Consider the following 26,520-nt stretch of genomic DNA (forward strand, 5'->3'; position numbering starts at 1 on the left):
AGTGGTTTGTCAGCGTTGAATTATAGGGGAGTGGACGAGGCCACGAGTCAAGAAATTTGATAAATCGCAGAGACGCGTAGCCTCGTCCACTACAGCCAACCACTAGCAAAGCATCCGACAATTTAGTTCGTTCGCCCCCGACTGCGTTGGCAATCGTTGCTTTCGAATTCATGAAGCCTATGTCATTTTGATACAAAGTGTGCGGTGGCCGAGTCCAACTCCGATCATCTCGATTAAACGCCCGCAGCGGGAAGGCTTTTTAGCATGATGCGATTCGCAATCCTACCGCAGAGTATGGGGACCGACCTGCCGATTCCTTTAGCGAAAAATCATTCCACCCGTCTTTCTGATTCGGGAAAGGGGGAAAGCAACCACTGCCCAAACGTGTCCTCGAGTCCTCCGAGCCCACCCCATGATTCGTCGGTTTTACTTTGGGGTCGTGGTTTGGACATCAACTTCAACGTACACGATGCCAGCCGTTTTTTCAAACAACGTAAAGTCCGGTTCAATGTTGGCTTTGTACTTCAAGTACCGAACCATTTGTAAAAGTCGTCCGTCCTTAAACAATCCGGCGGCATGCGGAATTTCCGTATCTCTAATCGTCAATAGTCGTATTTGCATTTGCCCGATAGAGTGTTCGTATTGACGCAAGTCACGATCACCGACGCGTACATCAGTGGGAACGACCTTCGCTTCGGTCATGTATTTGAGCTCAGACCCAAAATTGAACCCCTTGAAAGCCGCGTCAAAAACCGGTGCATAAACGTCGAAATTCTCAGCGCTGTCAACGAGATGCTGGCCGGTCTTCGAAGTAAGATTGACCATCTGATCTTGTGACGAATCGGCCACCGCCGCTCCGGCATCAGCGTTTGGTTATCCGCCGGTTCGCCAATCGGCTTGAATCAGAAGTGGTATAGACCGATACAATCGTCCGTCCTGTTCAAGTTCGCACCAAATGACTGCGAACTGTGACCTCCGATCCCCCTTGCGTTGCTCAAAGGGCGAAAAATCTGGTCTGGGGTGAGCTTGCCATTCCCACACCCATCGATCAGTCAGAAACTCGCTTTCTGGCTCAAGAGAATATATGTCTCCAGGATTCAGAAGGATATCCCGCGCATTCGCACGAAGAATCACACGCCTCTGCCCAGGAGGCAGGTCAATCATTTCAATTTTCGCGTTATCTTCCCTACCGCTCGCCATGCCCATCCCATTATTCCTGCGTTGATACAGCACAAGCGGCCAATGCGTATTGTTCGAACCAGACGCGCAAAGACGCACGACGTCCGGCGAGTAGGTGACCGGTATCGTTATCGCCGTAGGAGTGTCGTTTTTGATCGAGATGATTACTAAGTCTTGCGGCGTTGGTTGGTCACGTACGATCAGTGGGTTTTCCCGATCAGGCTTCAGTTCCACGGTCAATCTAACTTGCGCGGTAGCAAATTGGCGAGCCAGAATTAGCGAGATCGCTACCAGTATGACGATTCTGAGTTTCATCGGATTTAAGCCTGATCACGGTTTGACATCACTGGCCCAGGACGTTTGGTATTCCATTGAGAAAACATGCCAGCCAGCGCAGGTGCATAGTTTAGAAACCAACGCCTTGTGGTTGACGCCAGCGAGTAAGCGACCAACGACCTAGACGCACGGCAAAAGGAAATGCAGCAATCCCAAAGACAGCTAGCGATATGACGAGTGCCAGCAACATCATTCTGCCGGTTGCGGAATGCCAAAGCAAGAGCGGCATCGTCCAGCCAAGACGCCGCCCGCTGGAGCCAGAGAAATCGCCGGGGTCCAGAATCATATCGTCCGAGTCAAGACCAAGCGTAAAAGGCCGAAACAAAGTGTCATGGGCATTGTTTGCGTCTGGATCAGCATGATAGCCGTAAGCAAGGAATGGCTGCGGTGTGTGGGTCGTTAGAAAAGTAGCAAAGACTCACGGTTCGTCACTGTAGCCTGCGGCGAGGTACAGTCGGGCCGCTTCTTGTTAGGCAGGATCCCAGCCGAGTTCTTGTAGCCAATCACGCCGTTTCTTGAGGTACCATTTCGGATCAATCGATTACCGACTCGCCGCCATATCCGATCTTGCAGCAGGATGAACTCGCGCCGATCTCGATCCGCTTACTTAATCAGCCTGTCGTCAACTTCTCGAAGAAGGCGCCCTCGTTGATGGTGGGGCGTTCGGGGCGGCCGTTGTAGTTGTACGTCAGTTGCATGTTGCTCAGCCCCAGCAGGTGCAGGATGCTGGCGTGCAGATCGTGGACGTGCAGTCGGTCTTCCACCGCTCTCAGGCCAAGTTCGTCGGTGGAACCGATGACCTGTCCTCCCTTGACGCCGCCGCCGGCCATCCACATCGAAAAACCGGTCGGGTTGTGGTCGCGTCCGTTGCCTTGTTCGGACATCGGTGTCCTGCCGAACTCTCCACCCCATACGACAAGCGTCTGATCGAGCAATCCACGTTGCTTCAAATCCTTCAACAGCCCCGCGACCGGTTTGTCCATCGCCTTGCACAATTGGGTGTGGTTGGATTCGATGCCGCTGTGTGCATCCCAGCGGCTGCCGGCACCGTGATACAGCTGGACGAAGCGGACACCGCGTTCGACCAGCCGCCGAGCGAGTAGGCACTGACGTCCATAGGAAGCGGTTTCCTTTTGATCCATGCCGTACAACGCTTGCGTCGCTTCGTTCTCTTGGCTCAGGTCGATTGCTTCGGGTGCCGCGGCTTGCATCCGAAAGGCGAGTTCATAGCTGCGGATCCTCGCCTCGAGTTCACTTTGTTGTGGGTAGTCGTTGGCAAAGGATTGATTTAGCGAATTCAGCAGATCGAGTTTTCCTTTCTGAACCTTGGGGCTGATGCCTTCGGGCGTATTGAGGTTGCCGATGGGCTGTGAGCCTTCGGAAAGATGAATCCCTTGGTACGTCGCGGGCATGAAGCCGGCGCTCCAGTTGCGAGGACCGTTGACGACCGCGCCGCGACCATCCTGCATCACCACAAACGCGGGCAGGTTCTGATTCTCGGTGCCCAGTCCATACGTCACCCAACTTCCCAGCGAAGGACGTCCACCGAGCATGGAGCAAGTGTTCATCTGGCACACGCCGGCAGAGTGGCTATTGCCATCGGTCCAGCAGGAACGAATCACGGCGATGTCGTCGACACACTTCGCCGTGTGCGGGAGCCAGTCGGAAACCCAGGTCCCGCTTTCGCCGTGTTGCTTCCATTTCCGTTTCGACTCCAGCAGCGGCGAATGGAACTCTCCCATGGCGGTCAGCACGGTACCAAAACTGTCGGGAAGATGCTGTCCGGCGAGCCGATTCAACTCGGGCTTGGGGTCGAAGGTGTCGATGTGACTCGGGCCGCCTTCCATGAACAAGAAGATCACGTTTTTGGCGGTTGGCGGATGATGCGGGGCCGGTGTCTGACTTGGATTGGTCGCCGCAGCCAGAGCGTTGGTTTCCGCCTGCATCGCAGCCAGCGCGAGTGCTCCGAAACCGGCGCCACTTTGGGTCAGGAATTCACGTCGGGATCGTGGAAGCGAAAAATGAGGGTTCATCATTGGACCGTTTTGGCGAGGGGAGTTTGGTTGGAGATGTTGTGGGAAGTCGTAGGGCCGGTTCCCACCGGCCAGCTTGAGATTGGCCGGTAGGAACCGGCCCTAGATCTCTGCGTTTCTACGAACTTTCGCGAGGGACGTTACGCAACGTAGCCTAGGCTTCCAGCCTGGGAATCACAGCAAACCCAGGCTGGAAGCCTAGGCTACGATTAATGCAAAATTAACGGACATACAGGAACTCGTTTGAGTTCAACAACACATGGCACAGATCAACAAATGCGGCGTAGGCGGGGGTGAATTTTGCTCCACGTCCGCCGAGTTCCATTGGCAATCCGTCGGGTAAGCTGTCCTTTAGCAGCCCCGGCTTCGGCTCGAACTTCCAATAGCCGATCGTGGCCGCGGTGAACCCCTCGGCGGTATGCAATAATTCCGATTTCGAGAGGGCCTCGTTCGAAAGACGAACATCGTCAATCAAGCCATCAAAATGGTCTGCTTTTCGTCCCGATCCGACGCTCAACGGATCGTGGTTGGCAGTCATCGAGACCAGCGGATTGGGGAACTCCACCGTCGACATCGGTTCTTCGTCATTGGACAGATCCTTCAAGTGGAACTTGATCACGCCCGAGGTTTCCGGTGTTTCCATCTGCACGCTGACGGCGGCGTAGTAGGGCTTATTGATGTCCAAGTGATGATCCGAGAACAGCACAACCTCCTCAGGTCGCCCTTCGGAATTCATCCCAAAGACTTGCAGAACCAACGTTTGTGGCTTCCGGCGAGATCCCTTTCCGGAGATCCCAAACAGCCAGCCGGACCTGGAATCGCCTCGAGCCATCTTCGCTGCTAGCGTGCGTACCGCTCCGGATTGATAGATCGACCGCAGCTGAAAGATCGCTTCGAACGTGAAGTCGTCAACATCAAGACGATTGTCGGCGGGAACCTGGAACCGTTCTTGTTGTGGTTTATCTTCGAATAGCACCGCCTGGCCATCACGATAAGGAACTTGTCCGGTCGTGACATTGGCAGGCACCCCGTCATTTTGCTGTTCGCTCGCACGAAATTGTTCTTGCGTATCCAGAAACGACTTCGCTTGCTCGACTTCGTCCGCGGTCGGTAGACGACCGAAGAAGACCTCCCACAATCTTTCCAGTCGAGCTTGAACATTGTCATCGGTGGTCGATTGCGAATAAATTCGTTCGGCCAGGGCAGCGGCGTGACCCAGCATCACTTGGCTGTTGATCAACAGCAATGATTGAACCGGCGTGGTCGTGGCATCTCGGTTGGAGCTACTGGAGATGAATTGTGGCAGATCGAACACCTCCATCAACGGATCGAGACTGTTTCGCATCACGCGAGTGTAGATTGACCTGCGAGGCCGGTCTGCCAACACGGCGGGACCACCGCGAGTCGATTGAAGTTTTCCGGTGACGGCAAAGATGGAATCGCGAATCTGTTCGGCATCCAAGCGGCGCACCTCGCCTCTCCAGTACCAGCGATTAGTGGGATCTTGCTGTTGAAATTCCGCCAGTTGCGGATGCGACGCGGCCTGGCGGTAGGTTGCCGAAGTAACAATCAGCCGGTGCAGGCTCTTGAATCGCCATCCATGCTCGAGAAAACGACTGGTTAGCCAATCAAGTAGTTCGGGATGCGTGGGAGCACCACCGAGGATGCCAAAGTCGCTGCTGTTCGCAGCCAGTCCGCGTCCAAAGTGATACTGCCACACGCGATTGACGATTACACGTGTTGTTAGTGGATTCTCGGGACGAGTCAGCCATTGGGCGAGCACGGATCGCCGTCCGGTTGTATTGGGAACGTTTCCCGGTGGCGTGATCGTAGGAACTTCGGGCTCCATGATTGTCGGGAAGCCCGGCGCCACCTCTGTCTTTCGCTTGGGAATGATTGTTGGCGGAGCAATGCTGCCGGCATCCGAGATTGTCATCGGCTGCGGCAAGGTTTTGGGTTTCAACGAATCATATTTCGCCAGTTCGCGTCGCAGAGCCAGGATTTGATCCTTAGCGTCGTCTTTCGCTCGGGAATCGGCACCTCGTTGGTCGTGACGAATCAACCGGTTGGCGAATGCCACGAGCTGTTTTTCGTAGGGTGTGTGTTCCTTCGGATCCTTACGAATGATCTCCATTAAATCATCGGGGTACCGTTTGGTGGTTGCATCAAAGACAGCTTGCAGCGGCTTTTCGAGCAGGGCATCGAGTTGCTCTCGAAGCTCACGAGTTTTCTCTAGATAAACCGCCTCTTGCGCTGCATACGCTGCTTTTTCTTCGGGGGTTGCCGCAATCACATCGTCGCGAGGGAGCGTGGCTTCAAAGAAGGCTCGCAGTCGAAAGTAATCCTTTTGCAACAACGGATCAAATTTGTGATCGTGACAGCGGGCACATTGAAAACCAAATCCAAAGAAGACATCGCCCGTCACATCGGTGAGCTCATTGAGAATGCTGTCCCACTGGCCGCGGATATCGGGCACGTTGTACTCAAAAATCCCGTGTCGCATGAATCCGGTGGCGATCAGAGCCGCGGGATCGTCGGGGAACAGTTCATCCCCCGCCAACTGTTCCTGAACAAATCGGTCGTAGGGTTTGTCTTCGTTCAGCGAATCGATCACATAGTCCCGATACCGCCATGCTTGGGGACGGCCGCGATCCGCGCGGTAACCGTCGGATTCCGCGTATCGCACCAGATCCAACCAATGACGTGCCCATCGTTCGCCGTACTCCGGGCGATCCAGCAATTCGTCAACGACCTTCTCGTAGGCCTGCGGGTCGGTGTCTCGTTCAAACGCCCGCACTTCCTCAGGTGTTGGGGGCAGCCCGATGAGATCGAAATACAGGCGACGCAACAACGTTGCTCGATCCGCTTCGGGTGCAGGGACCAGTTGCTGGCGATCGAGATCCGCTGCGATGAATTGGTCGATCTCGTTGCGGCACCAATCGGGCTGCGAAAGCTGTGTCGGCGGAACGGGATCGGTCACGGGTTGGAAGGCCCACCAATTGAGTTCCTCGTCCGTGAACGTCTTGCCTTCGGGACGCCGCACGACGTCGCCGTGGTCACCCGGCCAAGGAGCCCCCATCTGAATCCACTTGGCAAGAATTTCGATCTGCTTGTCGCTTAACTTCTTCGAGGGCGGCATCTCGAACGTTTCATAGCGCACCGCCTCGATCAGCACACTGGCATCAGGGTCTCCTGGTTCGATGGCTGATCCTGATTCGCCTCCCAACAACAGCGAGCTGCGTGAATCGACACGCAGACCTCCCTTGGACGACTTTTCCGAATGGCACTTGTAGCACTGTTCGCTCAACAGTGGCCGAACATGTTTTTCAAAGAATTGCAGTTGCTGCGGCGTGAGCGGTTCGTCAGCCAAGGCGGCATTGTCGATCGCGCCCACGGTGAAGAAGAGTGCAAACGCGATCGATAACAGTGATGTTTTCTTCAGACAGGTCATTGATTCAACTCGGTTCATCCAAGATATCGCGTTGTAGGTGTGGGATAGGCTTCCGGCCTGTCGTTTCCACCATCACAGGCTGGAAGCCTATCCCACATGTTGCTTAACTGAACAACGCGGTGATGGGCTTTCCTTGGTCAGTGATCGGGATCGGGCGTGAGCCGTCGAACAGTTCGTGGGCCGGATTGATGCCGAGCGCGGCGTGGATCGTGGCGTGAAAGTCGGGGACAGAGACAGGGTTCTCGACGATCTTCTTACTGCGTTCGTCGGTCACTCCGTAGGCGCCTTGATGCTTCAGTCCGCCACCGGCGAGGACTAGGCTAAAGCAACTGCCCTGATGTCCGCGGCCACCGCGAGCATCGTATTCAGCGGGACGACCAAACTCGGTGCCAATCACGACCAGCGTCTTGTCGAGCATGCCCTGTTTCTCGAGGTCGGCCATCAGGGCTGACAATGCGGCGTCGAGTTCTTTGATCAGCAGATGCTGGTTCTGTTGGCCTTCGAAGTGGGTGTCCCAGCCGGTTCCGTTGATGAAGTTCAAGTTGTGTGAGACTTCGACAAATCGCACGCCGGCCTGCACCAGGCGACGGGCCAGTAGGCAGCGCTGACCGAACTCGCCACCGTAGGCATTCCGCAAATCGTCGGGCTCATCCTGCAGGCGGAAATGACGCATGAAGTCTGGGCCAGCCAACCGCAGAGCTTCGGCTTGAGCGGTACGGTACTGCGAGATGACCGAGTCGTCTGGGACGCGGTCGGTCAGGGGTTGAAGCAGTTGCTGACGCCGCTGGACGCGAAGTGCCGTTACGTCTTCAGGGCGAGAGAAACCAGCGGGGCCGCTATCGGTATCGACGAGGTAAACGTAGCCCGCCTTGGCACCTAGAAAACCAGGGCCGCGGCTGACGTTGGGATAGCCAATCAACATGTACGCCGGGACGTCCGGGTTCGCGGCGCCGCGAACATGGCCGATGATGGAACCGATCGAGGGATATGTCACACTGCCGCTGATCAGACGGCCGGTATGGACGAAATTGGTGCCGAAGGCGTGTTCGTCGACCAAATGATGATTGACTGTGCGGATAGCGGTCATGCGATCGGCGAGCTTCGCGGTGCGGTGCAGGTGTTCGCAGAACTTCACTCCCGGTACGACGGTGTCGATTGTGTCGTACTCCGAGCCGGCGAGCTTTGGCGACGCTTTGGAGTTTCCACGATTCTTGGGATCAAATGTATCGACCTGAGCCATCCCTCCGCCCAACCAGATAAACACCACGTGCTCGGCTTTGCCCGTGGGGACATTGATCGCGGTCGGCGACGCGAGCGTCTCGGACGCAAGCGACGGCCGACCAGCGAGCGCGGCTCCGGCCAGGGCGCCGGTTTGTGCAAGGAAGTGTCGTCGATTCATAAGAGTATCCAGGTGGTTGAATGAACTCGTGAGCCGACGGCGCTAGCCGCGGGCCTGATTTTGTGGTCAAAAATGGTTTCGTTTGGTTATGGCAGTTGGTTTGACTGGAAAGCGGACGCGTCATTTTTGAAGTACCGGAGGCACGTCAGCATGTCGCCTGGACTGCTAAGACTTTGCTATTGTTGTGATTTTTGGTTGCGCAACTTTTATGCCACCTCTCCACCAACTTCGTTGGGGGAGAGGTCCAGCGGAGCCTTCAGCGACGCTGGGGTGAGGGGGCTGACCGAGCAAGCCAATGGCGACGATATCGCCGTTTGCACCGGATTGCTCTCCGATAGCGCGGTCGCCCCCTCACCCGAGCAACGCCTTAAGGGCGTGCTCGACCTCTCCCCCGACTTCGTCGGTGGAGAGGTAACTGCAGTTTTCCTGGCGGCTTACGCCCCCAGGCTACTTGCTGTCGCCACTCCGTGGCTAAAAAACGCACTTCAACATTTCGCGGTGCATTAATAACTCGAAACTCTTGGCGAGTTTCGCTACGGATTTCCTACGGCGTATAAACCCATTCGGGCGCATTCAAGACGGCCCACAGCATGTCTTCCATGCGGAGTCGCCAGTCATTGTTTAGGGCATTGGTTGCCGGATCGCCGCGGCGAGCGTCGGCTTCCTTTTGTACCGCCAGCGTATTGGCGGGACCATCGACGTGGTTGGACCAACTGACATAACGAACAGGCTCGCGTTTACCGGATGTCGGTCGGACTCGTTGCGATTCCGGGATCACGCGAGTGTCGTAGCCGTCGGACAGGAATCGGACGTAACGTTCTTTCTCTTCGCTGGACGGCTTCCGCGTCAGCAGTCTGAGGAAAACACGATCGACAAGTTGTTCAACCGACTGATCCTCCAGTGCGAGCTGTGTGATTCCGTGTCGGTCACTGAGCCGCGTCAACCAAATGCTCATCACGCCATTGGCGAGGATCGCTGGCTGAAGAATGTTCGATTCGGTGTCGCGAAGACTTTGCGGATCCTGGCGTGCCCCACGCCAGCCGAAGGTTTTCAAAACGCTAGTGACGGCGGTGATCCGTGGCAGTGACAAACTGGGGCGATCCCGTTCGTTGGAACTCGAAGCGAGCATCCAACATCGTCGTGGTTTGCCTAGCGTGATGGTGGTCGCGACGGCACGCACGCTGTCGATGTCCAAGCTGACTTCTTCCAAATCAAACGGAGTACCGGTCGCGTGGAAAACCGAATCGACAATCTGCTCGGCCGTCAATCGCCGCGGTGCCGGCGCGATAAACAGGGGACTGGTTTCGCGGAGTGTCGGATCGGTCGCCCGTTGATAGGCATGCGAGTTCAGGATCAGTCGACTGACGGCCTGCATGTCATATCCGGACGCAACAAATTGGTGCCCGAGCCAACGCAGCAATTCTGGATGCGAAGGACCGCCCTTTTCCCAATCGGACACACTGGCGACCAGACCGCGTCCCATCAGTCGCTGCCAGACGCGGTTGACCATCACCTGGCCAAAACGTTCGTTCTGCGGCGCGGTCACGAGGGCCGCGAGTCGGTCTCGCGAGTTTTGTGGATCTTCCGCCAGTGCATCCGCGACCGATTCATCGCAGTAACGGGCGAACGGCCAGGCCGGTTGAACGACGGTTCCCGGTTTCAGTGTGACTTCGATCAGTGGCTTGCGGCCCGTGTGACTCAGCCGATCCATTGGCACGCTGCTGGATTCGGGCAACTTGATTGGTTGCTGTTTCAACAATGCAGCCAGCTGTAGCAAATCCTGCTGCAGCGAAACATGCGACGGGGCGTCGTGACATCGAGCACATTTCATTTCGACTCCGAGAAACGCCGAGCTGACAATCATCCCCTTGGCGGCCATCGGCAAATCGTTCTGCGTCGCGGTGGCAAAGCCGGCAGGGCCGCCATACCGCTCGCTGCCTTCCATGCGAATCAATTCGGTCACGAACAGGTCGGCAGGCTTGTTGTCCAGCAGCGACTCGTACACCCACCAGCGGAAAGGCCCGGTGTTGTTGAGCGTCGGGTTGAGGATGTTCGGGTTTTCGGCAAGCACGTCCAACCAATAACCCATCCAGTGATCGGCCCAGCGGGGATCGTTCAACAGCCGATCAATCACCTCGGCACGACGTGTTTCCGGTTCGTCATTGAGGAACGCCGTGATCTCGGACTCGGTCGGCGGCACACCCACGGTGTCGAGGGTTACACGCCTGAGAAAACGCAAGTCATCCGCCAACGGAGTCGGCTGGAAATCGTCGACGTCGAACTGAGGCCATACAGCCCCCTCTTTGATCCAACGCCGCAGCAAAGCGACTTCCTCGTCCGTCAACCGATCACCCTTGGGCGGCATCACAACATCTTCGTCCTCGGATGTGATCCGATCCAACAACGCGCTCGCGTCGATGTCGCCGGGAACGATGGCGGGTCCGTCGTAGTCACCGCCCGTCAACACCGATACGTGATCGTCTAGCCGCAAATCGCCTTGAGCCTTGCCCCCCTGGTGACAGTCGTAGCAACGCGACTCCAGCAGCGGGCGAATCTGTTTGAAATAGTCGACGCCACCCGTGGCGGACTGGGTCGAGTCCCGCTTGACATCCACGATCCGCGCGGCAATGAAATGATCAATCGCATTGTGGGCGGGATAACCGGCGGGCAGCTCAGGCACGGTGACCTGGTCGGTGCCCGCCAACCACTTGGCGGCGGCGATGCGGCGGCGGTTCCAGTAGTCATGATTCGCAGATCGACGTTCTTCACGAGCAGCAGCGTTCATCTTGGCGAGCCTTTCACGACGCTCGGATTCATACGCTTGCCAACCTTCGTCGGTGTAACGAACCTCGCGATCCCCAGGCGAGAGCAACGACCATGATTCGCTGCCTTCCAGGGAAACGGCAACGACGGTTTCGCCAACTTCGGGCCGGAATGTGCTGCTACCGATGATGCCACCAACCAGCGTTTCCAGGATGACGAAATGCTCACCGCCAGAGGTTTCGAATTCACACCAAGCATCACGGTTTCCCGGCGGTGCAAAACGAAAGTCGGGACCGAGATCGAGATATTTGTCTTGAACCGAAAGCGGCTCGTAGCCGCCGGGGTCGTGCGGTCGGGGCGGAGTCTCAAGCAATTTTTTTCCGTCGATGTACAGCCGACACATACCGCGGCCTCGGACCAACATCCGGTGTTTCCCTGCGGGTAGGGTCACCACCGCCGAGGCACGCAGGTGCGATGGGTTGGCGCGGTCGCCCCGGACACCCGTGGCAACATATTTATGGGGAAGCTCGAACAATCCGAACACGTCTTCGTGATAGTCCTCGGTGACCTGCGGGTCTTCCGGCCAGCTGTTGGCTTCGGGAACGCCGTCCTCGCTGATCTGCACCAGCACCTTGCCAGGCGTCATCAATTGCCGCGTCACCGCTGGCGGCAGCGGGACAAACCGGTAACGCTCGGCGACGTCGGCGGGATCTAAGGGCGAGCGATAGATCGCGAGGTTATCCAGCCAGCCTTGAAACGACGAGCTTGCGCCGCGGGTAAAGCCAGTGCCGATGACGAGATCGTCGGCGTCTTGGACGGGGGGCAGATCGGTTGCGCCACTTTCGTCCCATTTACCCGTGACCGGTTGGCCGTCGATCCAGGCGTGTAAACTGTCGCCTTTGCCGAACGTGAACTCGAGCGCCACATGATGCCAGCCAGCGCCCGGCACGATGGCTTCACTCCACCAACGATGCCACGCGCGCTGCTTCGTCTGGGGATGCTCGCTGGTGAATAGCAATCCAACTTGGGCACCGCTCCCCGATCCCTGAAACCGGATCGAGTAATTTTGATTGTCGTCGCCAAAATCGTCACCATGCTTGGGGTGCCGCCCCTTGCCCAGTACATAGGCGATTTGTCCAGAGCGGATGGACCTGAATTTCACCCAGGTTTCAAAAGCGAAGGTGTCGCCGCTTCCGAATCGAACGTTGGTAGCGCCGCCACGCTCGTGATCCTTGATCTGAATGGCGCCTTCGTGCCCGCTGAAGGTCATCGCCGTGTTGTTCGTCTCGAATCCCGGATACTTGGGCGACCGGGGTCCATCGGCAAGGGTGCCGGGTTTGCCCAGCCATATCCCTAATTGTGATTCGGTTCCGAGTTGCGATTCACCATCGAAACGCCACTGAATGACCGGTTCCGCTGCCAAGGCCCGGCCGGCCGAAAACAGAATCAATACCGCGAGAGCGGTGACGACTTTCGGCTTGACTCGAAGCGAATCAAAACCCTGTGAGCGGCCGACGCTAAGGATAGTCGGAACAATAACTGTCGTAGCTACGCTCGCCAGAGCGTGGATCCACCGTCTGGTGACGGTAGCTACATAGAATCGACCGCCAATTAAACATCCGATGGGCCTAACTTGTTTACAAACGGGACTCATTCTTTTGTATCCTCAACCTTGTCCGAAGGCAGTCCGGCGATAAACACAGGGTCGACGATATGTAAGTCGTCCAACGCGTCCTGGAAAAACAAACCGTCGACCGCCGCATCGTCCGCATAACCCAGGTCCGAAAGATCGATTCCCACGGCCAATGCGCTAAATCGCATCGAAGGCCGACGTTGATACACCTCGCCGCTCATTAGACCTTCGAGACAGGAGGGCGACTCGAGGAAGAAATACGGCTCAAATATTGTTAGCTGTTGTGCTTCACGTGACGTCATGGTGATGTCGTATTTGCGAATCGAAACAGACCGTAGACCCTCGCTAAACTTCAGCGGGCTGACGTGAAACGCATCCCCTTCGGGAGGATTGACGACGGACTGCAACTCAAAGAACACGACATCGGGCCCGGGCCGATTGACGACCGGTTTGCGGAACTGAATCGCCAAACCAGGAGTCGTTTCACCTACGACACTGGGGCCAGCGAGTACTGGATCTTCGACGAGAGGTTCAACCGAACCTCCTGGATTTAGCACTCCCGTGTACAGCAGCGTATCGGTCTCTAAACCCGCTAGCCGGTCAACGTCATCACCCACTTGGACGGACGTGCCGGCAATGTCCGTGCCACAGAAGTGGGTCACCTTGATGCCAATCATGTCGGCAACGGGGATGGTCACCTCGCGATGGTCACGCTGGACGGTCACGCTTTGCAGTTCCGAGATACCACCCTCTTCGGTTGGCTTTGCCCGGTAGCTGACAACGCGATCGGGTAGCGTTTTTCGATAGCTGCCGGAATCGAACTCGATTGACTGCGGCCGATCCCCGCTCTCATCGCTGAATCGGCGAGCTTGACGTTCAGCCAGCCGGACGGGATCGGCTGCGACCGTTTTCGTCGCCCGCACTTCGGCCAGCCCCTCGATGACCTGAACATCGGTCGCGCCAACGTCACTGACCGCAACAGAGAAACGCGTGCCTAAGTCAATGATCTCCGTCTGAGGCGTGACCACTTCAAAACCTTCGGCTCCCGGCGGTGCATGCACACTGCATTGTCCCATGCTGACCAACAAGCGTTCTCGACCTGAGATTTCAACAATACTCGGTGCTTCCAGGATGACTTCCGCACCGTCAGGAAACCGAAGCCCAATCAACCCGGCGGTCAGCGCGTACTCGTGATTAAACCGCAGCGGCTCGCCCACCGGTGGCAGAAACTCTCCAAACAACTCGGCACCGGCTGCCTGTGCCAGGATCACGTCACCCTGCTGTATTTCCTGATCGCTTGCGTTTTGCTCCTGCGGTGACGTCGGCGCAGAGTCCACGACGACAGGAGTAGATCGCGTTACATAGAACGCCACCGCAATCAAACAAGTGGCTGCGAGCGAAGCAAAGGTGATCATCCACGGCGCACGACTTAAATGGCCAGTCGAACGATCGAGCGTCCTGTTCGATTCGCGTTTCATTTCCGAGAATTCCACCAGCGCGGAGATCCAATCGGAATCTTGCTCGGATGACGTCGCTTGTTCGCCAGCCGCCGAGGTAACGGCGACAGGCAACGCGGCTTGCAGATCCAAGTACTGCAAATAGAACTCGCGATTGCTTGGATCATCGCGTAGCAGGAATTCCAATTCTTCTGTTGCAGCTTGATCGAGCCCTTCGTCGATGTGCATCGAGAGCAGCGTTTCGAGTCGACTGCGAGTTTTCGGGTCGGGTTGTATGTTCGTCATTGAATATCACCCAATGCCAATTTTCCTTCGATGCAGTTCATCAATTGATGGCGTATTCGTTTCAGGTCTCGGAACAACGTGCGGCGACTTGTCCCCACTTGCTGGACGATCGTGTCGTGAGCAACCCCTTCGAGGTAACGCGATCGTACGAGTTCATGGTCCGATTGCGGCAGCTCTTGGATACATTGGTTCAGCAGCGTCACTCGGCGGTTCAGATCGGATTCTTGATTTTGCCGCTCTCGTGCCAACAGTTCGATGACATCGGCGCTGAGCAGCGGAATTTCTCGCGACTTGGATTCACGCCATTTCAAAACGTGGATGTAAGCGAATCGATAGGCCCACGGCAGGAAGGGGCGAGAATCATCAAAGCGATCAAACTTCTCGTAGAGCGCGAACGAGGTCTCTTGCAGTACATCGCGAGCATCATGCGGGCTACCCACAAGTGAATGGATGTACCGGTATAGCTGGTCATGGTGCTCCGAGAGCAATTGGACCAGACGTTCAACTTTGGTTTGATTCACGCGGAAGCTCGCAAAACACTCGGACAGAAAAAGCCTCGATTGGATCCCCCAAACCGGCACCTCACCCATTAATTACGGATTCGATCGACTCAGTGCCATTAATCTGTCTCTAAACCGAAAAAAACATTTTGCCAAATAATCATTCTGCCAAACTCAGACACACGATAATCACGCAAGCGTTACCTTATTACTTAACGCCCCCAATTTCTCGGGGGCAGCAAGGGATTAAAAAATGAGAGGTTAAAAAATCAAAGGGCCATGCGTCGCTGATCTATCGTCTGGCTCGCGATTTTCTAACCTACCATTTTCTAACCTACCATTTTCTGACCTTCCTTCTTGGGCAACCGATCGTCTTGGGCCTTCAAGCCCCCGATAATTACACGGAGATGTCTTACCAGAACCGCGTGGAAAGTAGTCATTACAATACGACCTGGTTCCTTTCGACTTCCAGCCGAAGTACACCGAGAATGGGATCACGGGTTTGAAAGGAAGGAAATCGCCCAAATCGAAAGACAACCTGCCGCTAACCGCAAAACGCAATTAGGCCCGACCATGAAAACATTACTCGCTGTTGCCACTGCAGTGCTATTTGTGTCTTCTTTCGTATCGGCTGAAGAATTCGTCGATGATTTCTCTGCTGTAGAACTTGAAGGCCGAGTGGCGGAACGGGGTGAGTGGCAGTTTCAAAATGGAATCGCCAGCTGCGTCGCCGATCCCGATCTTTACAAGCAGTTCAAGAACCACGGACCGATTCTGAAGTGGCCGCGTCAGTTCAACGATGCCACAATTGAGTTCGAGATGAAGCCGACGAATTGCCAGCGTGTTGCGTTCACGCTCAACGGGGACGGCCACATCTTCCGTGTCACACTCGCCGATGAAACCCCCGGTGCACCTGCGGGTACGTCAAAGGTGCCGACGCGGATCATCGCCTGGGCCACGCAGTCATCGAAGCAGAACAAGGGAGAGACGATCAAGCCGGAAACACTGCCTGATCTTCCCGCGATCAACGGGAAGTGGGTGAAGATGAAACTGGAGGTCAAGGGAAATCGGGCGACGCTGAGCATCGGCGACTTCCAAACCGAACTCGAGCACGCCGCACTGGCCCGTGACAAGAATATGGTCATGCTGACCTTCGCCCATGGCGAGATCGCAGTCCGCAATTTTCGCATGACGTCATCGGTCAACACTGCGGCGAAGCGAACACCTGCGGAGGATGCAAGTTAAGGCCCATCGTATGTTTAAGTGACGGTCGATGTTACGTAGCTACCTTCGCCAGAAGGTGGATCCACTACGACAGTTATTGTTCCGACGGTCCTAAGGGACAACCGTCAACTCCGAGAGGATTGTCCATCCTGCGACCACGGGCAAATCGTTGGCAAATCGGATAGCCGGGCGATCTTGCCAAGGATCACGAATCCCGAGTCCCAGAAGATACGTTCCGGCAGGAACTTCGAAAGCAAGTTCGATGTCTTCGGAAAACGATCCGGGTTTCCAGCGGCGGACGTCCCAATGGGTCTGCTGAAGTGTGACCTCCTTGCCCGACGAATCGAGTAGTGCCCACTCGACAGACCAGGGATAATAAAATGGAGCGACACCAAGGTTCTTGCCTTTGAGTGCAAATTGAACCGACTGCTTTGCCTTCACATGGCCAGGATGAGTGCACTCGGTGATCTGGAATTCGTAGCCCATCTTTCGGACCAGTTCTTGGCTTCGTCTTAAAAACGTCTCGTCTTTTGACTTTTCGAGTGCCGGACAGTACGGACCAACCCAAGTGAAGTGTGCCCGATTCGCCATCGTCAGTGTGGTGTCGAAGTCTTTTCCAAGCCATTGGTCTGCTTTGTTTGGCACCATCTCGCCACCGACCACGGCAACTTGCCAGTTATCGGTTCTGTTCGCCGTTCGCAGTCCTGCGAGGAAACTCCAGTCCTTTCCATTGTCAGTGTCTTGCGGAAACATGTCGTCGTGAAATCCGATCCACTTCTGCTGCCCCGCGTAGCCTTTGGCGTTTCGCACCATCAATGACTTGTCAGGAAACGCGTTGTTGTAGGCTTCAATGATTCGTCGTTCGGTCTGCGGCGACGCGTACAGTTTTTCGCGAGGCCATGTATGCCACTCGCCCCAGAAACCGAGTAAACCCAATTGAACAAAAGCGATTCGGGGATGTTGGTTGTATCGTTTCCCGAGTGCCGCGATCAATCGCTCCATGCCTGCGATCATCCGCGGGTCATCGTAGTCGGGCGACTTGCCACCCCCATGATCCTGGTAGGCTGTTTCTTTCACACCGGCGGTGCGTAGCCAATCGGGTAGTCCAGACGGCAGCGAAGGGTAGTCCACATAAACGCGAAAGAGGATGTGTTTCCCCTTTGCCGCCTGGACGTCCCAAGTCTTCTCCCATTCATCAAATTGAAATTCGCCCTGCACGGGTTCAAGTTCACGCCACGAGACGTACTGGAACACCATCGAATACGGTTGGTGAATCTTGCCCGCATCCGTGTAGGGACACCATCCCTTGAGTGGATTGTCGAGCGGCCCAGCCACTACCGGAGGACGGATCACGATGTCTTCCGCCGCAACCTGCCCCCTGGGCAACCATGAAATCGCGATCCCCAGATAAACGCAGAGCAGCAATCGATACGAATTCATTGCACGCTCGCCTCACTTGTTTGAAATTCTCAGGTTATCACAGAACGACGGCAAGCATTGTAGCTGGTCTTGACTCATGGCCACTGCAATCTTAGCGGATGTTTCCCGCTTGATCACATTTTGGCGGCCACGGAATGAACGCGTTGGTACGGCGAATGTAGTCGCGATATTCGCTAGATCGTCCCGCCAAATCACGCTCAAGTAACGCGACGCCAGAAACTTTCAACAACAGGAACGTCATGACAATGGGACTCACGACTAGCCAAAGAGTCGATGACGAGGCAGACACCAAAAAGATTCCCCACCAGACCAGCGCATTGCCGAAGTAATTCGGGTGCCGCGTGTATCGCCAAAGCCCTTGATCCATCACCTTGCTTTGCACTTGAGGGTCTGACTTGAATTTTGCCAATTGATAATCGCCCACCGCTTCAAACAGAAAGCCAACCAGCCAGATGATCATTCCGACATAGTGCATGATGCCGAGTGGAGTCTCGTCGGTTTGGCCAACTTGAACAGGAAGTGAAACCAACCACATCACGGCGCCCTGCAAACCGAACACGGTCATAAAACTGACCCACCAAAAGGAATCGCCACGCTTGTCGCGCATCGCCTTGTAGCGCGAGTCTTCGCCTTTGCCATGGTTGCGCCAGGCAAGGTAGGTTGCCAGCCGCACTCCCCAGATCGTTGTCATGATGACGAGCAGGCTCGAGCGAAGCGTTTCCGATGTCACGGCGAACGTCGCCCAAGCAATCAAGACAAAACCAAGGCCCCAAAAAATGTCAACGATGCTCACGTCCTGCAGTCTTATGCTGAGCAACCACAGTAGGGTCATGGCGATGGAAATCAAGACCGCATTAAGCATCAAGAGTTGAATGACGTTCATTGTGCCCCACCGGTGATGTCATTGGCACTGAACAAGTAGTGCCCCACGCCCCACTCGCTTCCATTTTTATATTTGAATAGTTCCGCGCACGCCATGAAGAACATCCTCCAGCGCTGCATCCGTACGTTAGGCGACTCATGACTCTTCGACGTCATCAATGCTTGTTTCACCGCAGACTCTCGCTCGTCCAATCGCAATAGCCACTGTTCGCAAGTTCGGGCGTACTGGCGACCATCGATCCACCATTGCTGTTTGACGAGCAAATCGCGTTGGTAGCGGAGAAACAGATCTTCGGCGGGCATGATGCCACCAGAGAAGAAATGCCGTCCCATCCAATTCGATTCCCCTTCGCTCTCGAAAGTGTACGCCAGATTGCGATGGCAAAAAATATGAACGAACAACCGCCCGTCGGGGACCAACCAACGGGCGATCCGCGACAATAGGTCTTCATGATTGCGAACGTGCTCGAACATCTCCACCGACACAACTCGCTCAAAACATTTTGAGGTATCAAAGAGACCGACGTCGGCGGTGATGACATCCACGTTACGAAAACCTTGCTGTTCGCATCTTCGCTCGATGAATGCTTTTTGGCTTTGCGAATTCGAGAGCGACGTGATCTGGCACTCTGTATAGTTCTCTGCAATCCACAGCGAGAGCGATCCCCAACCGCAGCCCAGGTCCAGTATACGCATTCCATTCTCGATACCCGCGCGCTCGCAGGTCAGTCGCAACATCGCCTCCTCTGACTCGTCCAGCGATGCCGCAGGATCCTCCCACAAGCCGCAACTGTATTTCAATCGCTTCCCCAGCACCAACTCGAAGAATTCAGCGGGGACTTCGTAATGTTGTTCGTTGGCACAATGCGTTTCGATCGTCACGACACTTTGCCGCTGGTGACTGGCGAAACGGTCCAACGCTTCGTCGTATCGCCCCTGGGCTCGCAAATTTTCTTGCTCAAGTCGATCGCGCAGCATTCGTCGCATCCCGTAACGGATCAACGGATCGGGCAACCAACGTTTTTCTGCAAGCTGAATCAGCGACATCTTCGTTTTCCAAAAACATTTTCAAAGGAATCAAACAGCCAGATCCGCACCCGCCACCTCAGCACCAGCCGGTTCGGGGCGAAGCAACAGTGCTTTCCATGTGAAATCTTTTATCTTCGACAACTGCCAAAGCAGGTAACCGGACATCGCAAAGTTGCCCAGCAACATGATCGCGACGAACCAAACCACTCGCGCGATCCAACGTTGCTCTTTGTAGGCGACCCAAACATAAAACGTCAGGAAGCCGAAGTAGGCATCCATCAGCGTCGCAAGAAACCAAGGATCCGGCCAAAGTCCCCGACCAGCTTGCAGTACGCTTCGATCGAGCGACGCCATGACAGTAACCCACGTCATGCAAGCGATCACGATTAGGCAGAGTGTTACAAGGATCCACTTCATCAAATCATCCTAGTGATGGAAAATGTGGACGGAGACGATTGCCAGGCTTCTGAAGTAACAATTGCAAAACGCCGACCTGTTTTTCGCGAAAAGCGCCTTCGCAGTAACACAGGTAATAGTCCCACAATCTCAGAAATGCCTCCGTCTTGCCAAGCTTGCGAATCGAATCCAAATTCGCATGGAACCGCTCACGCCAACACCGCAGTGTCTGGGCGTAGTGCTCGGCAAAATCTTCGATATGAATAAATTGTAGGTCAGAGGCTTGTCCGACCGCCCCCGTCATCGCGCCAAGCGAAGGCAAACAACCGCCCGGGAAAATGTACTTCTGGATGAAGTCAACCGACCTGCGATAGCTGTCATACCGCTGATCGGGGATCGTGATCGCCTGCAAAGCAAACAACCCCTCCGGTTTCAGCAAACGAGAGCACTTGGCAAAAAACGTATCAAAATATTCGTGACCGACCGCTTCAATCATCTCGATGGATACGAGCTTGTCATATTGGCCCGTAAGGTCTCGATAGTCGGCAAGTAGCAGCGTCACGCGATCGTCCATTGCTTGCGATTCGAACCGCTGCTTGGCATAGTCATGTTGCTGCTTTGAGATCGTCGTGGTCGTCACACGGCAACCATAATGCGTAACAGCATGTTGAGCGAATCCTCCCCAGCCCGTTCCGATCTCCAACACTTCGTCATTGGGGGTGAGCCGCAGCTTGCGGCAAATTCGATCGTACTTTTCAATCGAAGCCTCATGCATCGAACTGTTGGGCTCGGGAAACACGCCACTCGAGTAGGTCATCGTTTCATCGAGGAACAATGCATAGAAATCGTTGCTGAGATCGTAATGCGCCGCGATGTTTCGACGACTTCCCGTGCGGGTGTTGCGGTTAATCCGATGCGTGACTTTGCGGCCAAGATCCAACAGCGAGTTCCAAAAACCACCAAGATCCGAAGAGGCCTGCATGTTGCGAGAAAAGATTTGGATCAATGCCACCAAGTTATCGCACGACCAATAACCGTCACGATACGATTCGCCAGCTCCCATGCTGCCACCCAATGCAACAGCCCGATAGAATCGCATGTCGTTGACGCGGATGACCGCATGTAAATCAGCGGAACTGTCGCCAAATGTATTTCTGAAATCGTCATCAATCACGGTGATGCTTCCACCTTGGATACCTCGTAGCTTTTCAAGCACGGCGCTACGCAACGCTGTGGTTACAATGCCTTGTCGAGCCGCTTGGACTATTCCTGTTTTTGCTTGAGTGGCAATGCAATCTCCAAACGGTTCTCGTGAGCTCTGTGGGGGTGGGGATAGAATTGACATCGCTTCATCCAAAGTAAAAAAGCTTGATAATAGATAGCACCGATGACGTGGGCAGCCGCAACGGGGCGTCGTAACATGCTGCGAACAAGCTGCCCGTCCGTCAGCTCGGATCGTTTCAAATGCAAATCAGCTTGAAAGATCCGATGACCTTCGCGATGACATCCCAGCGACAAATGCAATTTCTCGCCGGGTGAACGGATTCGCCATTCGTACTGCGAGTCCATTCCCATGAACGGAGACACATGAAATTCTTTGGGGTGCGAGTAGCGGCAAGCGGAACCCGGTCTTCGGTTTCGCTCCCAGAGCACATAGCAATGACGCTCGTTCCAGGGTGTGTTACTCACCTCGGCCACCAGAGCGATCAGTGATTCCTGCGAGTCAAAACAATAGAAGAGGTTGATTGGACTAAAGTAGATGCCAAATTGACGCAACTGCGTGAGCAGTCTTATCGGACCACTTAGCCGCAGTCCCGTCTTGTCTTCGACAAAATCGTATACCGATTCAGTCATCGATAGGTCGGCATCACCGAAATGATCCGCTCTTCGATACGCAGCAGGCGCGAAGCGTTTGTCGCTCAAGCACCAACTTTTTTTCGCAATCTCGTCCACCTCTGCAAGATCCAAATAGGCCCAGGAGGTTGAGTATTGAAATCGGTGAGTAGGTGACGGACGTCGATGCCGAACGTAACCGCGATAAAGGCAGCTATGCATCAACTAGGCTCCCACCAACAATCGTGGCAGCTGATCTGGATCGCTTGCCGGATTAGCAAGCACATCGAGGTCCAGACCAAAGGGACGGGTCACCGCTAACGCACTGTTCACGCCATCCTCGTGAAATCCATATCCCCAATAGGCACCACAGAAACTCACCCGATTCTGGCCGTTGATCTGATCAAATCGTTTTTGCGAAACAATCGACTCGCGTGAGAAAACGGGGTGCTGAAACTCAAATCGATGCAAGACTTTGTTTTGGTCAATGATGCAATTTGGATTAAGTGTCAAACAAAGTGGCCCAGGCAAGCCGAGGCGTTGCAGCCGATTCAGATCGTAGGTGACGCTGGCTCGATTGTTTCTTTGTGCCGAAATGTGGTAATTCCAACTCGCCCATGCTCGTTGCCGTTTCGGAAGAATGGAAACGTCGGTGTGCAAAACGGCAGTGTTAGACTGATATGGAAATCCCGACAGTATTTCTTGCTCGGTTTGGCTGGCGTCCTTCAATATCCGCAGCGATTGGTCGGCATGCGACGACAGAACAACGTGATCGTAGTCGACTTGGCGGTCGTCCAAGCTCAGTCGCACCCCTTTGTTGATTCGTCGAACTTCGTGAACGGGTGAATTGAGGAAGATGCGATCACGCAGTGGATGCATCAGCTGGGCGACATAATCGTGCGACCGATTCGCGATCGTCAACCACTGTGGGCGATTCTTGAGCTGCAACAGACCGTGATTGCGACAAAATCCCAATATAAACTTTGCAGGAAACGCATCCAAAGATTCAGGATCGGCTGACCAAATTGCAGCCGACATCGGGACAAAGTACTGCTCGCGAAACTCGTGTCCAATCCCAATGCCATCTAAGAATTCACCCAGCAACGTCTGCTCGTCGCCCGACTCACAAAACTCGGTCGCGAGTTGATTAAACCTCACAATGTCCAGCAGCATCCGGTAGAACGATCCACGGATCAGATTGCGGCGTTGGGCAAACAATCCGTTAAGTGAGCTGCCTTGGTATTCCAGTCCAGTCCGCCAGCAGCGAACACTCAGACTCATGTCGCTGTGCTGCGTCTCGACACCCAGTAGCTTCAGCATCTGACCGAAATGGGGATAGGTTCGGCGATTCAGCACCATGAATGCAACATCAGCGGAGACGTTGCAACGGTACGCGTGGGTTTCTATCGTTTGAGCGTGCCCACCGACATGCGACGAAGCCTCAAACACGTCGACCTCGTGCTCTGCCGAAAGTAGGCGAGCTGCGAGATTCCCGCTGATTCCCGATCCGATCACGGCGATTCGCATATAACCACTGACTGAATTTGATTGATGGGCAAGGCAACGATTCTTGAGCCGCAATTTTCTGCGGCCAGTCGCTTAAGACTCGGTTAACACTTCAATGATATTGAGCGGGCAAGTCGCCGAATTGATGACACATTGCACGTCCGTTTTCGCCGGCGTCCGCGGTCAATAGGTCAGCTTGCCACTCCGCTACAGTGTCCGAACCAAAGCGTGAGTTCCGCCGAAAGCACGGTCACGAACAAGGTTCTGTGTTTACAGCAACCGTGTTTACAGCCACCGTCCTTCCACCACGCTCGCTTGTTACCGCACCGTCGTTTTTAGATGCGGTTTAGCACGACATACAGTTCCTAATCACGAAGCTCGAGTCTCCATTGATCGCCAACAGCTCCGAACGAATGCAGTGCATGGAAGTGTGGGGTGGTAATCGGGCCACCGATCGCGACATCGAAGCCCCAGGGCTCCGCATTTGGGCCTACTCGAGACCTTATTCAGGATCCGCATCCGGCGGTGACGTTTACTATCTGTCGTCGTGCGCTTCGGGTCGAATTTCCCGCATGCTGTTGGCAGATGTTAGCGGTCACGGTGAAGCGGTTTCCAAGATCGCAATTGGGCTTCGCGATCTAATGCGACGCAATGTCAATTTCATCTGCCAATCTCGTTTTGTCTCAGGGATGAATGAACAATTTGCAGAGTTGAACCAAGAGGGTGAGTTTGCCACGGCGCTCGTGAGCACATTCTTTGCGCCGACGCGAACCTACTCGCTTTGCAATGCGGGGCATCCTCCACCGTTGCTGTACCGCAAGGCTTCTAGCGACTGGAGCGAGCTTTCAGATAGGCAAGAACGGGCGGATGTTATCTCGGATATACCGTGGGGCGTTTGCGATCAAGCCGCCTATTTCCAGCACCATATTCGTCTCGAGACCGGAGACATGGTTCTTAGTTACAGCGACGCGGTAAGCGAATCGAAGGATGTTGACGGACAGCAACTTGGTTGCGACGGAGTCTTGCGTCTTGTTTCGGAATTGGATGTCAGCAATCCAGCTGATCTTATCCCGGCGCTAGTTCGACGGATTGATGAAATTGACCCTCGCAGCCTCGAAAAGGACGACACGACCCTGCTGTTGTGTGAAGCCACCGGCAGTGCCACCCCACTGAAAAACAGTCTCCTCGCACCCTTCCGGTTGTTTGGCCGGGTCGCTGACAAAACCGAACTTGGATAAGCGAAAGTCTTCGGAAGAAGTACAACCCGTTGCTCGACGAATCAGAAAAAAAGGGAATCGGGTGACTACTAAATTTTCCTGTTACCGGAATTGTACATCTTCTCACCAAGCTGACTCGCGGTACCCGATGAATGCCAGCCGAGGTGCCGCTGGCACTGCCACGCCTGCAGGGGACGAAAGTTGATTCTTCTTGTTCTTCCTAATCAGTTGTTCGCCGACCATCCCGCGCTGCTGCTTCGCCCATCGCAAGTGATCTTACTGGAAGATTCATTGTTCTTTGGCGACCAGCGGTATCCGATGAAATTCCACAAGCAAAAGCTATGGCTTCATCGCGCCACGATGAAACGTTACGAATCGATTCTCAGCGAGCAAGGACACTCAACTCAGTACGTCGATTTCGACCCGAAACATCCTACGTTAGCCGATCAGCTGAAGAAGGCGATCCAGGCGAAGGAGCGAACAGGCGAGACGCTTGCCGTCATCGATCCGACCGATTTCATCCTCGGGAAACGGCTACAGTCAGCTTGCAAGAAACTCGGTCTCGACTGCAAGATTCTACCGAATCCGGGGTTCCTCAATTCGCCCGAGCAGAACCAGGAGTATCGGGCTGGTAAGAAACGTTGGTTCATGGCGGACTTTTACAAATGGCAGCGACAACGTCTTGATATCTTGATGGAAGGTGACGATCCCGTTGGCGGGCAATGGAGTTATGACGAAGACAATCGAAAGAAAGTCCCCAAGAAACTTCTGTCATCGATTCCAACGAATTTAGAACTCAAGCGAGATTCGGTTGATATCGAGGCGAAGGAGTATGTTCTGCAACGCTTCCCCGATCATCCCGGCAACCTCGATCAACTCATTTACCCCACCTCGCGCCGCGATGCTCAGCGCTGGCTCAAGCATTTTTTGTCCAAACGCCTTATTCCGTTCGGAGACTATGAGGACGCCATCGTCGAGGACGAGTCATGGCTGTGGCACAGCGTTCTGACGCCCGTGATGAATATCGGATTACTGACGCCTGAGGAGGTTTTGAAAGCGACTTTAAAGCACGCGACCAAACATGATGTGCCACTTAATTCGCTGGAGGGATTCTTGCGGCAGATCATCGGTTGGCGCGAGTTCATGCGGGCCACCTACGAGGATCTCGGGGTACCGATGCGAACCACGAATCACTGGGGGCATCACCGGGCCATACCCAGCAGTTTTTACGACGGCACAACGGGAATTGCGCCGATCGACGACACAATCCAGCGAATCCTCGACACGGGCTACTGCCATCACATCGAACGTCTGATGGTGCTGGGGGGATTCATGTTCCTTTGCGAATTCGACCCTGACGACATCTACCGCTGGTTCATGGAGATGTTCATCGACAGCTATGACTGGGTGATGGTTCCCAACGTTTACGCGATGAGCCAACACGCCGATGGCGGCTCGATCACCACGAAACCTTACTTTTCCGGTTCCGCCTACGTCCGCAAGATGAGTCACTACAAACAGGAACCATGGTGCGAAATTTGGGACGGACTGTATTGGCGATGGATTTGGAACCACGTCGATGAACTCGGCAAGAACCCAAGGTGGGCCATGATGTGCAGCATGGCCAAGAAAATGGATGCCGAGAAACGCGAGCAGCATTTAAAGAATGCCGAAACGTTCCTTTGCGATTTGAGAAATCAGCCACCGTCGACTGACGCCCACGCAACAACATGATCCAGATTAGCGAGCTACAGGAATCGCTGCCCGCTCGACTGGCGGAACGAGCACGATTGCTCGGTGACAAGCATTTAGCTTTCGGTGGTGAATTTGTCCTTTAAGGTACTGTTCGGAAACAACTTCGTCATTCGATTTTTGTTACCAATCACGCGGGTGTAATGTCTTCTCTGTAGTGGACGAGGCAACGAGTCCCGTCGTGCCAATAAGTCGCTGGGACTCG

The 26,520-nt window shown here is 54.9% G+C and carries 18 protein-coding genes; 4 read left to right on the forward strand and 14 right to left on the reverse strand.

Annotated elements, in window-relative coordinates:
* Positions 1–426: 426 nt before the first annotated feature.
* From ABX962_RS05750 to ABX962_RS05765, 4 genes are all read right to left on the reverse strand, one after another.
* Positions 427–825 (reverse strand): hypothetical protein, encoded by a 399-nt coding sequence (locus ABX962_RS05750; protein ID WP_372717462.1) that lies wholly within the window; start codon positions 823–825, stop codon positions 427–429.
* Positions 826–2,126: 1,301 nt separating this feature from the next.
* Positions 2,127–3,548, reverse strand: a complete 1,422-nt coding sequence (locus tag ABX962_RS05755; RefSeq protein ID WP_372717495.1) for a DUF1501 domain-containing protein — start codon at positions 3,546–3,548, stop codon at positions 2,127–2,129.
* A gap of 220 nt (positions 3,549–3,768) precedes the next feature.
* Complete coding sequence (locus ABX962_RS05760) at positions 3,769–6,999, reverse strand: DUF1553 domain-containing protein (RefSeq protein ID WP_372717464.1); 3,231 nt, start codon at positions 6,997–6,999, stop codon at positions 3,769–3,771.
* A gap of 103 nt (positions 7,000–7,102) precedes the next feature.
* The gene (locus tag ABX962_RS05765) at positions 7,103–8,398 is read right to left on the reverse strand and encodes a DUF1501 domain-containing protein (protein ID WP_372717466.1); all 1,296 of its coding nucleotides are present in this window, start codon (positions 8,396–8,398) and stop codon (positions 7,103–7,105) included.
* Positions 8,399–8,470: 72 nt separating this feature from the next.
* On the opposite strand from ABX962_RS05765, the gene ABX962_RS05770 reads away from it, so the two are divergent.
* Complete coding sequence (locus ABX962_RS05770; protein WP_372717468.1) at positions 8,471–8,905, forward strand: hypothetical protein; 435 nt, start codon at positions 8,471–8,473, stop codon at positions 8,903–8,905.
* Between the two features lie 37 nt (positions 8,906–8,942).
* Here ABX962_RS05770 and ABX962_RS05775 read toward each other — a convergent pair whose 3' ends face one another.
* The 3 genes from ABX962_RS05775 to ABX962_RS05785 all read right to left on the reverse strand — a co-directional run bounded on the left by ABX962_RS05775 (position 8,943) and on the right by ABX962_RS05785 (position 15,057).
* The gene (locus tag ABX962_RS05775) at positions 8,943–12,611 is read right to left on the reverse strand and encodes a DUF1553 domain-containing protein (RefSeq protein ID WP_372717470.1); all 3,669 of its coding nucleotides are present in this window, start codon (positions 12,609–12,611) and stop codon (positions 8,943–8,945) included.
* A 200-nt stretch (positions 12,612–12,811) separates the two neighbouring features.
* Positions 12,812–14,536, reverse strand: coding sequence for a FecR domain-containing protein (locus ABX962_RS05780; protein ID WP_372717472.1), 1,725 nt, complete (start codon positions 14,534–14,536; stop codon positions 12,812–12,814).
* Entirely contained in the window at positions 14,533–15,057 is a 525-nt protein-coding gene (locus tag ABX962_RS05785; protein WP_372717474.1) for a sigma-70 family RNA polymerase sigma factor, read from the reverse strand. The genes ABX962_RS05780 and ABX962_RS05785 overlap by 4 nt, the downstream gene beginning before the upstream one ends.
* Before the next feature lie 552 nt (positions 15,058–15,609).
* Between ABX962_RS05785 and ABX962_RS05790 the strand changes: the two genes are divergently transcribed.
* Positions 15,610–16,281, forward strand: coding sequence for a hypothetical protein (locus ABX962_RS05790; protein ID WP_372717475.1), 672 nt, complete (start codon positions 15,610–15,612; stop codon positions 16,279–16,281).
* A 90-nt stretch (positions 16,282–16,371) separates the two neighbouring features.
* Here the strand turns inward: ABX962_RS05790 and ABX962_RS05795 are convergent, their stop codons facing one another.
* The 7 genes from ABX962_RS05795 to ABX962_RS05825 all read right to left on the reverse strand — a co-directional run bounded on the left by ABX962_RS05795 (position 16,372) and on the right by ABX962_RS05825 (position 23,367).
* The gene (locus ABX962_RS05795; protein WP_372717477.1) at positions 16,372–17,700 is read right to left on the reverse strand and encodes a DUF4832 domain-containing protein; all 1,329 of its coding nucleotides are present in this window, start codon (positions 17,698–17,700) and stop codon (positions 16,372–16,374) included.
* Positions 17,701–17,791: 91 nt separating this feature from the next.
* Positions 17,792–18,583 (reverse strand): DUF1295 domain-containing protein, encoded by a 792-nt coding sequence (locus ABX962_RS05800; protein WP_372717479.1) that lies wholly within the window; start codon positions 18,581–18,583, stop codon positions 17,792–17,794.
* Complete coding sequence (locus tag ABX962_RS05805; RefSeq protein WP_372717481.1) at positions 18,580–19,629, reverse strand: cyclopropane-fatty-acyl-phospholipid synthase family protein; 1,050 nt, start codon at positions 19,627–19,629, stop codon at positions 18,580–18,582. Before ABX962_RS05805 ends, ABX962_RS05800 begins: the two co-directional genes overlap by 4 nt.
* A 30-nt stretch (positions 19,630–19,659) precedes the next feature.
* Positions 19,660–20,028, reverse strand: coding sequence for a DUF1475 family protein (locus ABX962_RS05810; RefSeq protein ID WP_372717483.1), 369 nt, complete (start codon positions 20,026–20,028; stop codon positions 19,660–19,662).
* Between the two features lie 4 nt (positions 20,029–20,032).
* Positions 20,033–21,181 carry a class I SAM-dependent methyltransferase gene (locus tag ABX962_RS05815; RefSeq protein WP_372717485.1) on the reverse strand — a complete coding sequence of 383 codons (1,149 nt, stop codon included), beginning with the start codon at positions 21,179–21,181 and terminating at the stop codon, positions 20,033–20,035.
* A gap of 89 nt (positions 21,182–21,270) precedes the next feature.
* A complete protein-coding gene (locus ABX962_RS05820) occupies positions 21,271–22,062 on the reverse strand; it encodes a DUF1365 domain-containing protein (protein ID WP_372717487.1) in 792 nt (263 codons plus the stop codon).
* A 3-nt stretch (positions 22,063–22,065) separates the two neighbouring features.
* Entirely contained in the window at positions 22,066–23,367 is a 1,302-nt protein-coding gene (locus ABX962_RS05825) for an NAD(P)/FAD-dependent oxidoreductase (protein ID WP_372717489.1), read from the reverse strand.
* 368 nt (positions 23,368–23,735) lie between these two features.
* Here ABX962_RS05825 and ABX962_RS05830 point away from each other — a divergent pair, with 368 nt between their 5' ends.
* Both ABX962_RS05830 and ABX962_RS05835 read left to right on the forward strand, forming a co-directional pair.
* Positions 23,736–24,584 carry a PP2C family protein-serine/threonine phosphatase gene (locus tag ABX962_RS05830; RefSeq protein ID WP_372717491.1) on the forward strand — a complete coding sequence of 283 codons (849 nt, stop codon included), beginning with the start codon at positions 23,736–23,738 and terminating at the stop codon, positions 24,582–24,584.
* Between the two features lie 180 nt (positions 24,585–24,764).
* A complete protein-coding gene (locus tag ABX962_RS05835; RefSeq protein WP_372717493.1) occupies positions 24,765–26,297 on the forward strand; it encodes a cryptochrome/photolyase family protein in 1,533 nt (510 codons plus the stop codon).
* Positions 26,298–26,520 lie beyond the last annotated feature (223 nt).

The organism is Novipirellula sp. (genome assembly GCF_041583735.1).
In the GTDB taxonomy this organism is placed as follows: domain Bacteria; phylum Planctomycetota; class Planctomycetia; order Pirellulales; family Pirellulaceae; genus Novipirellula.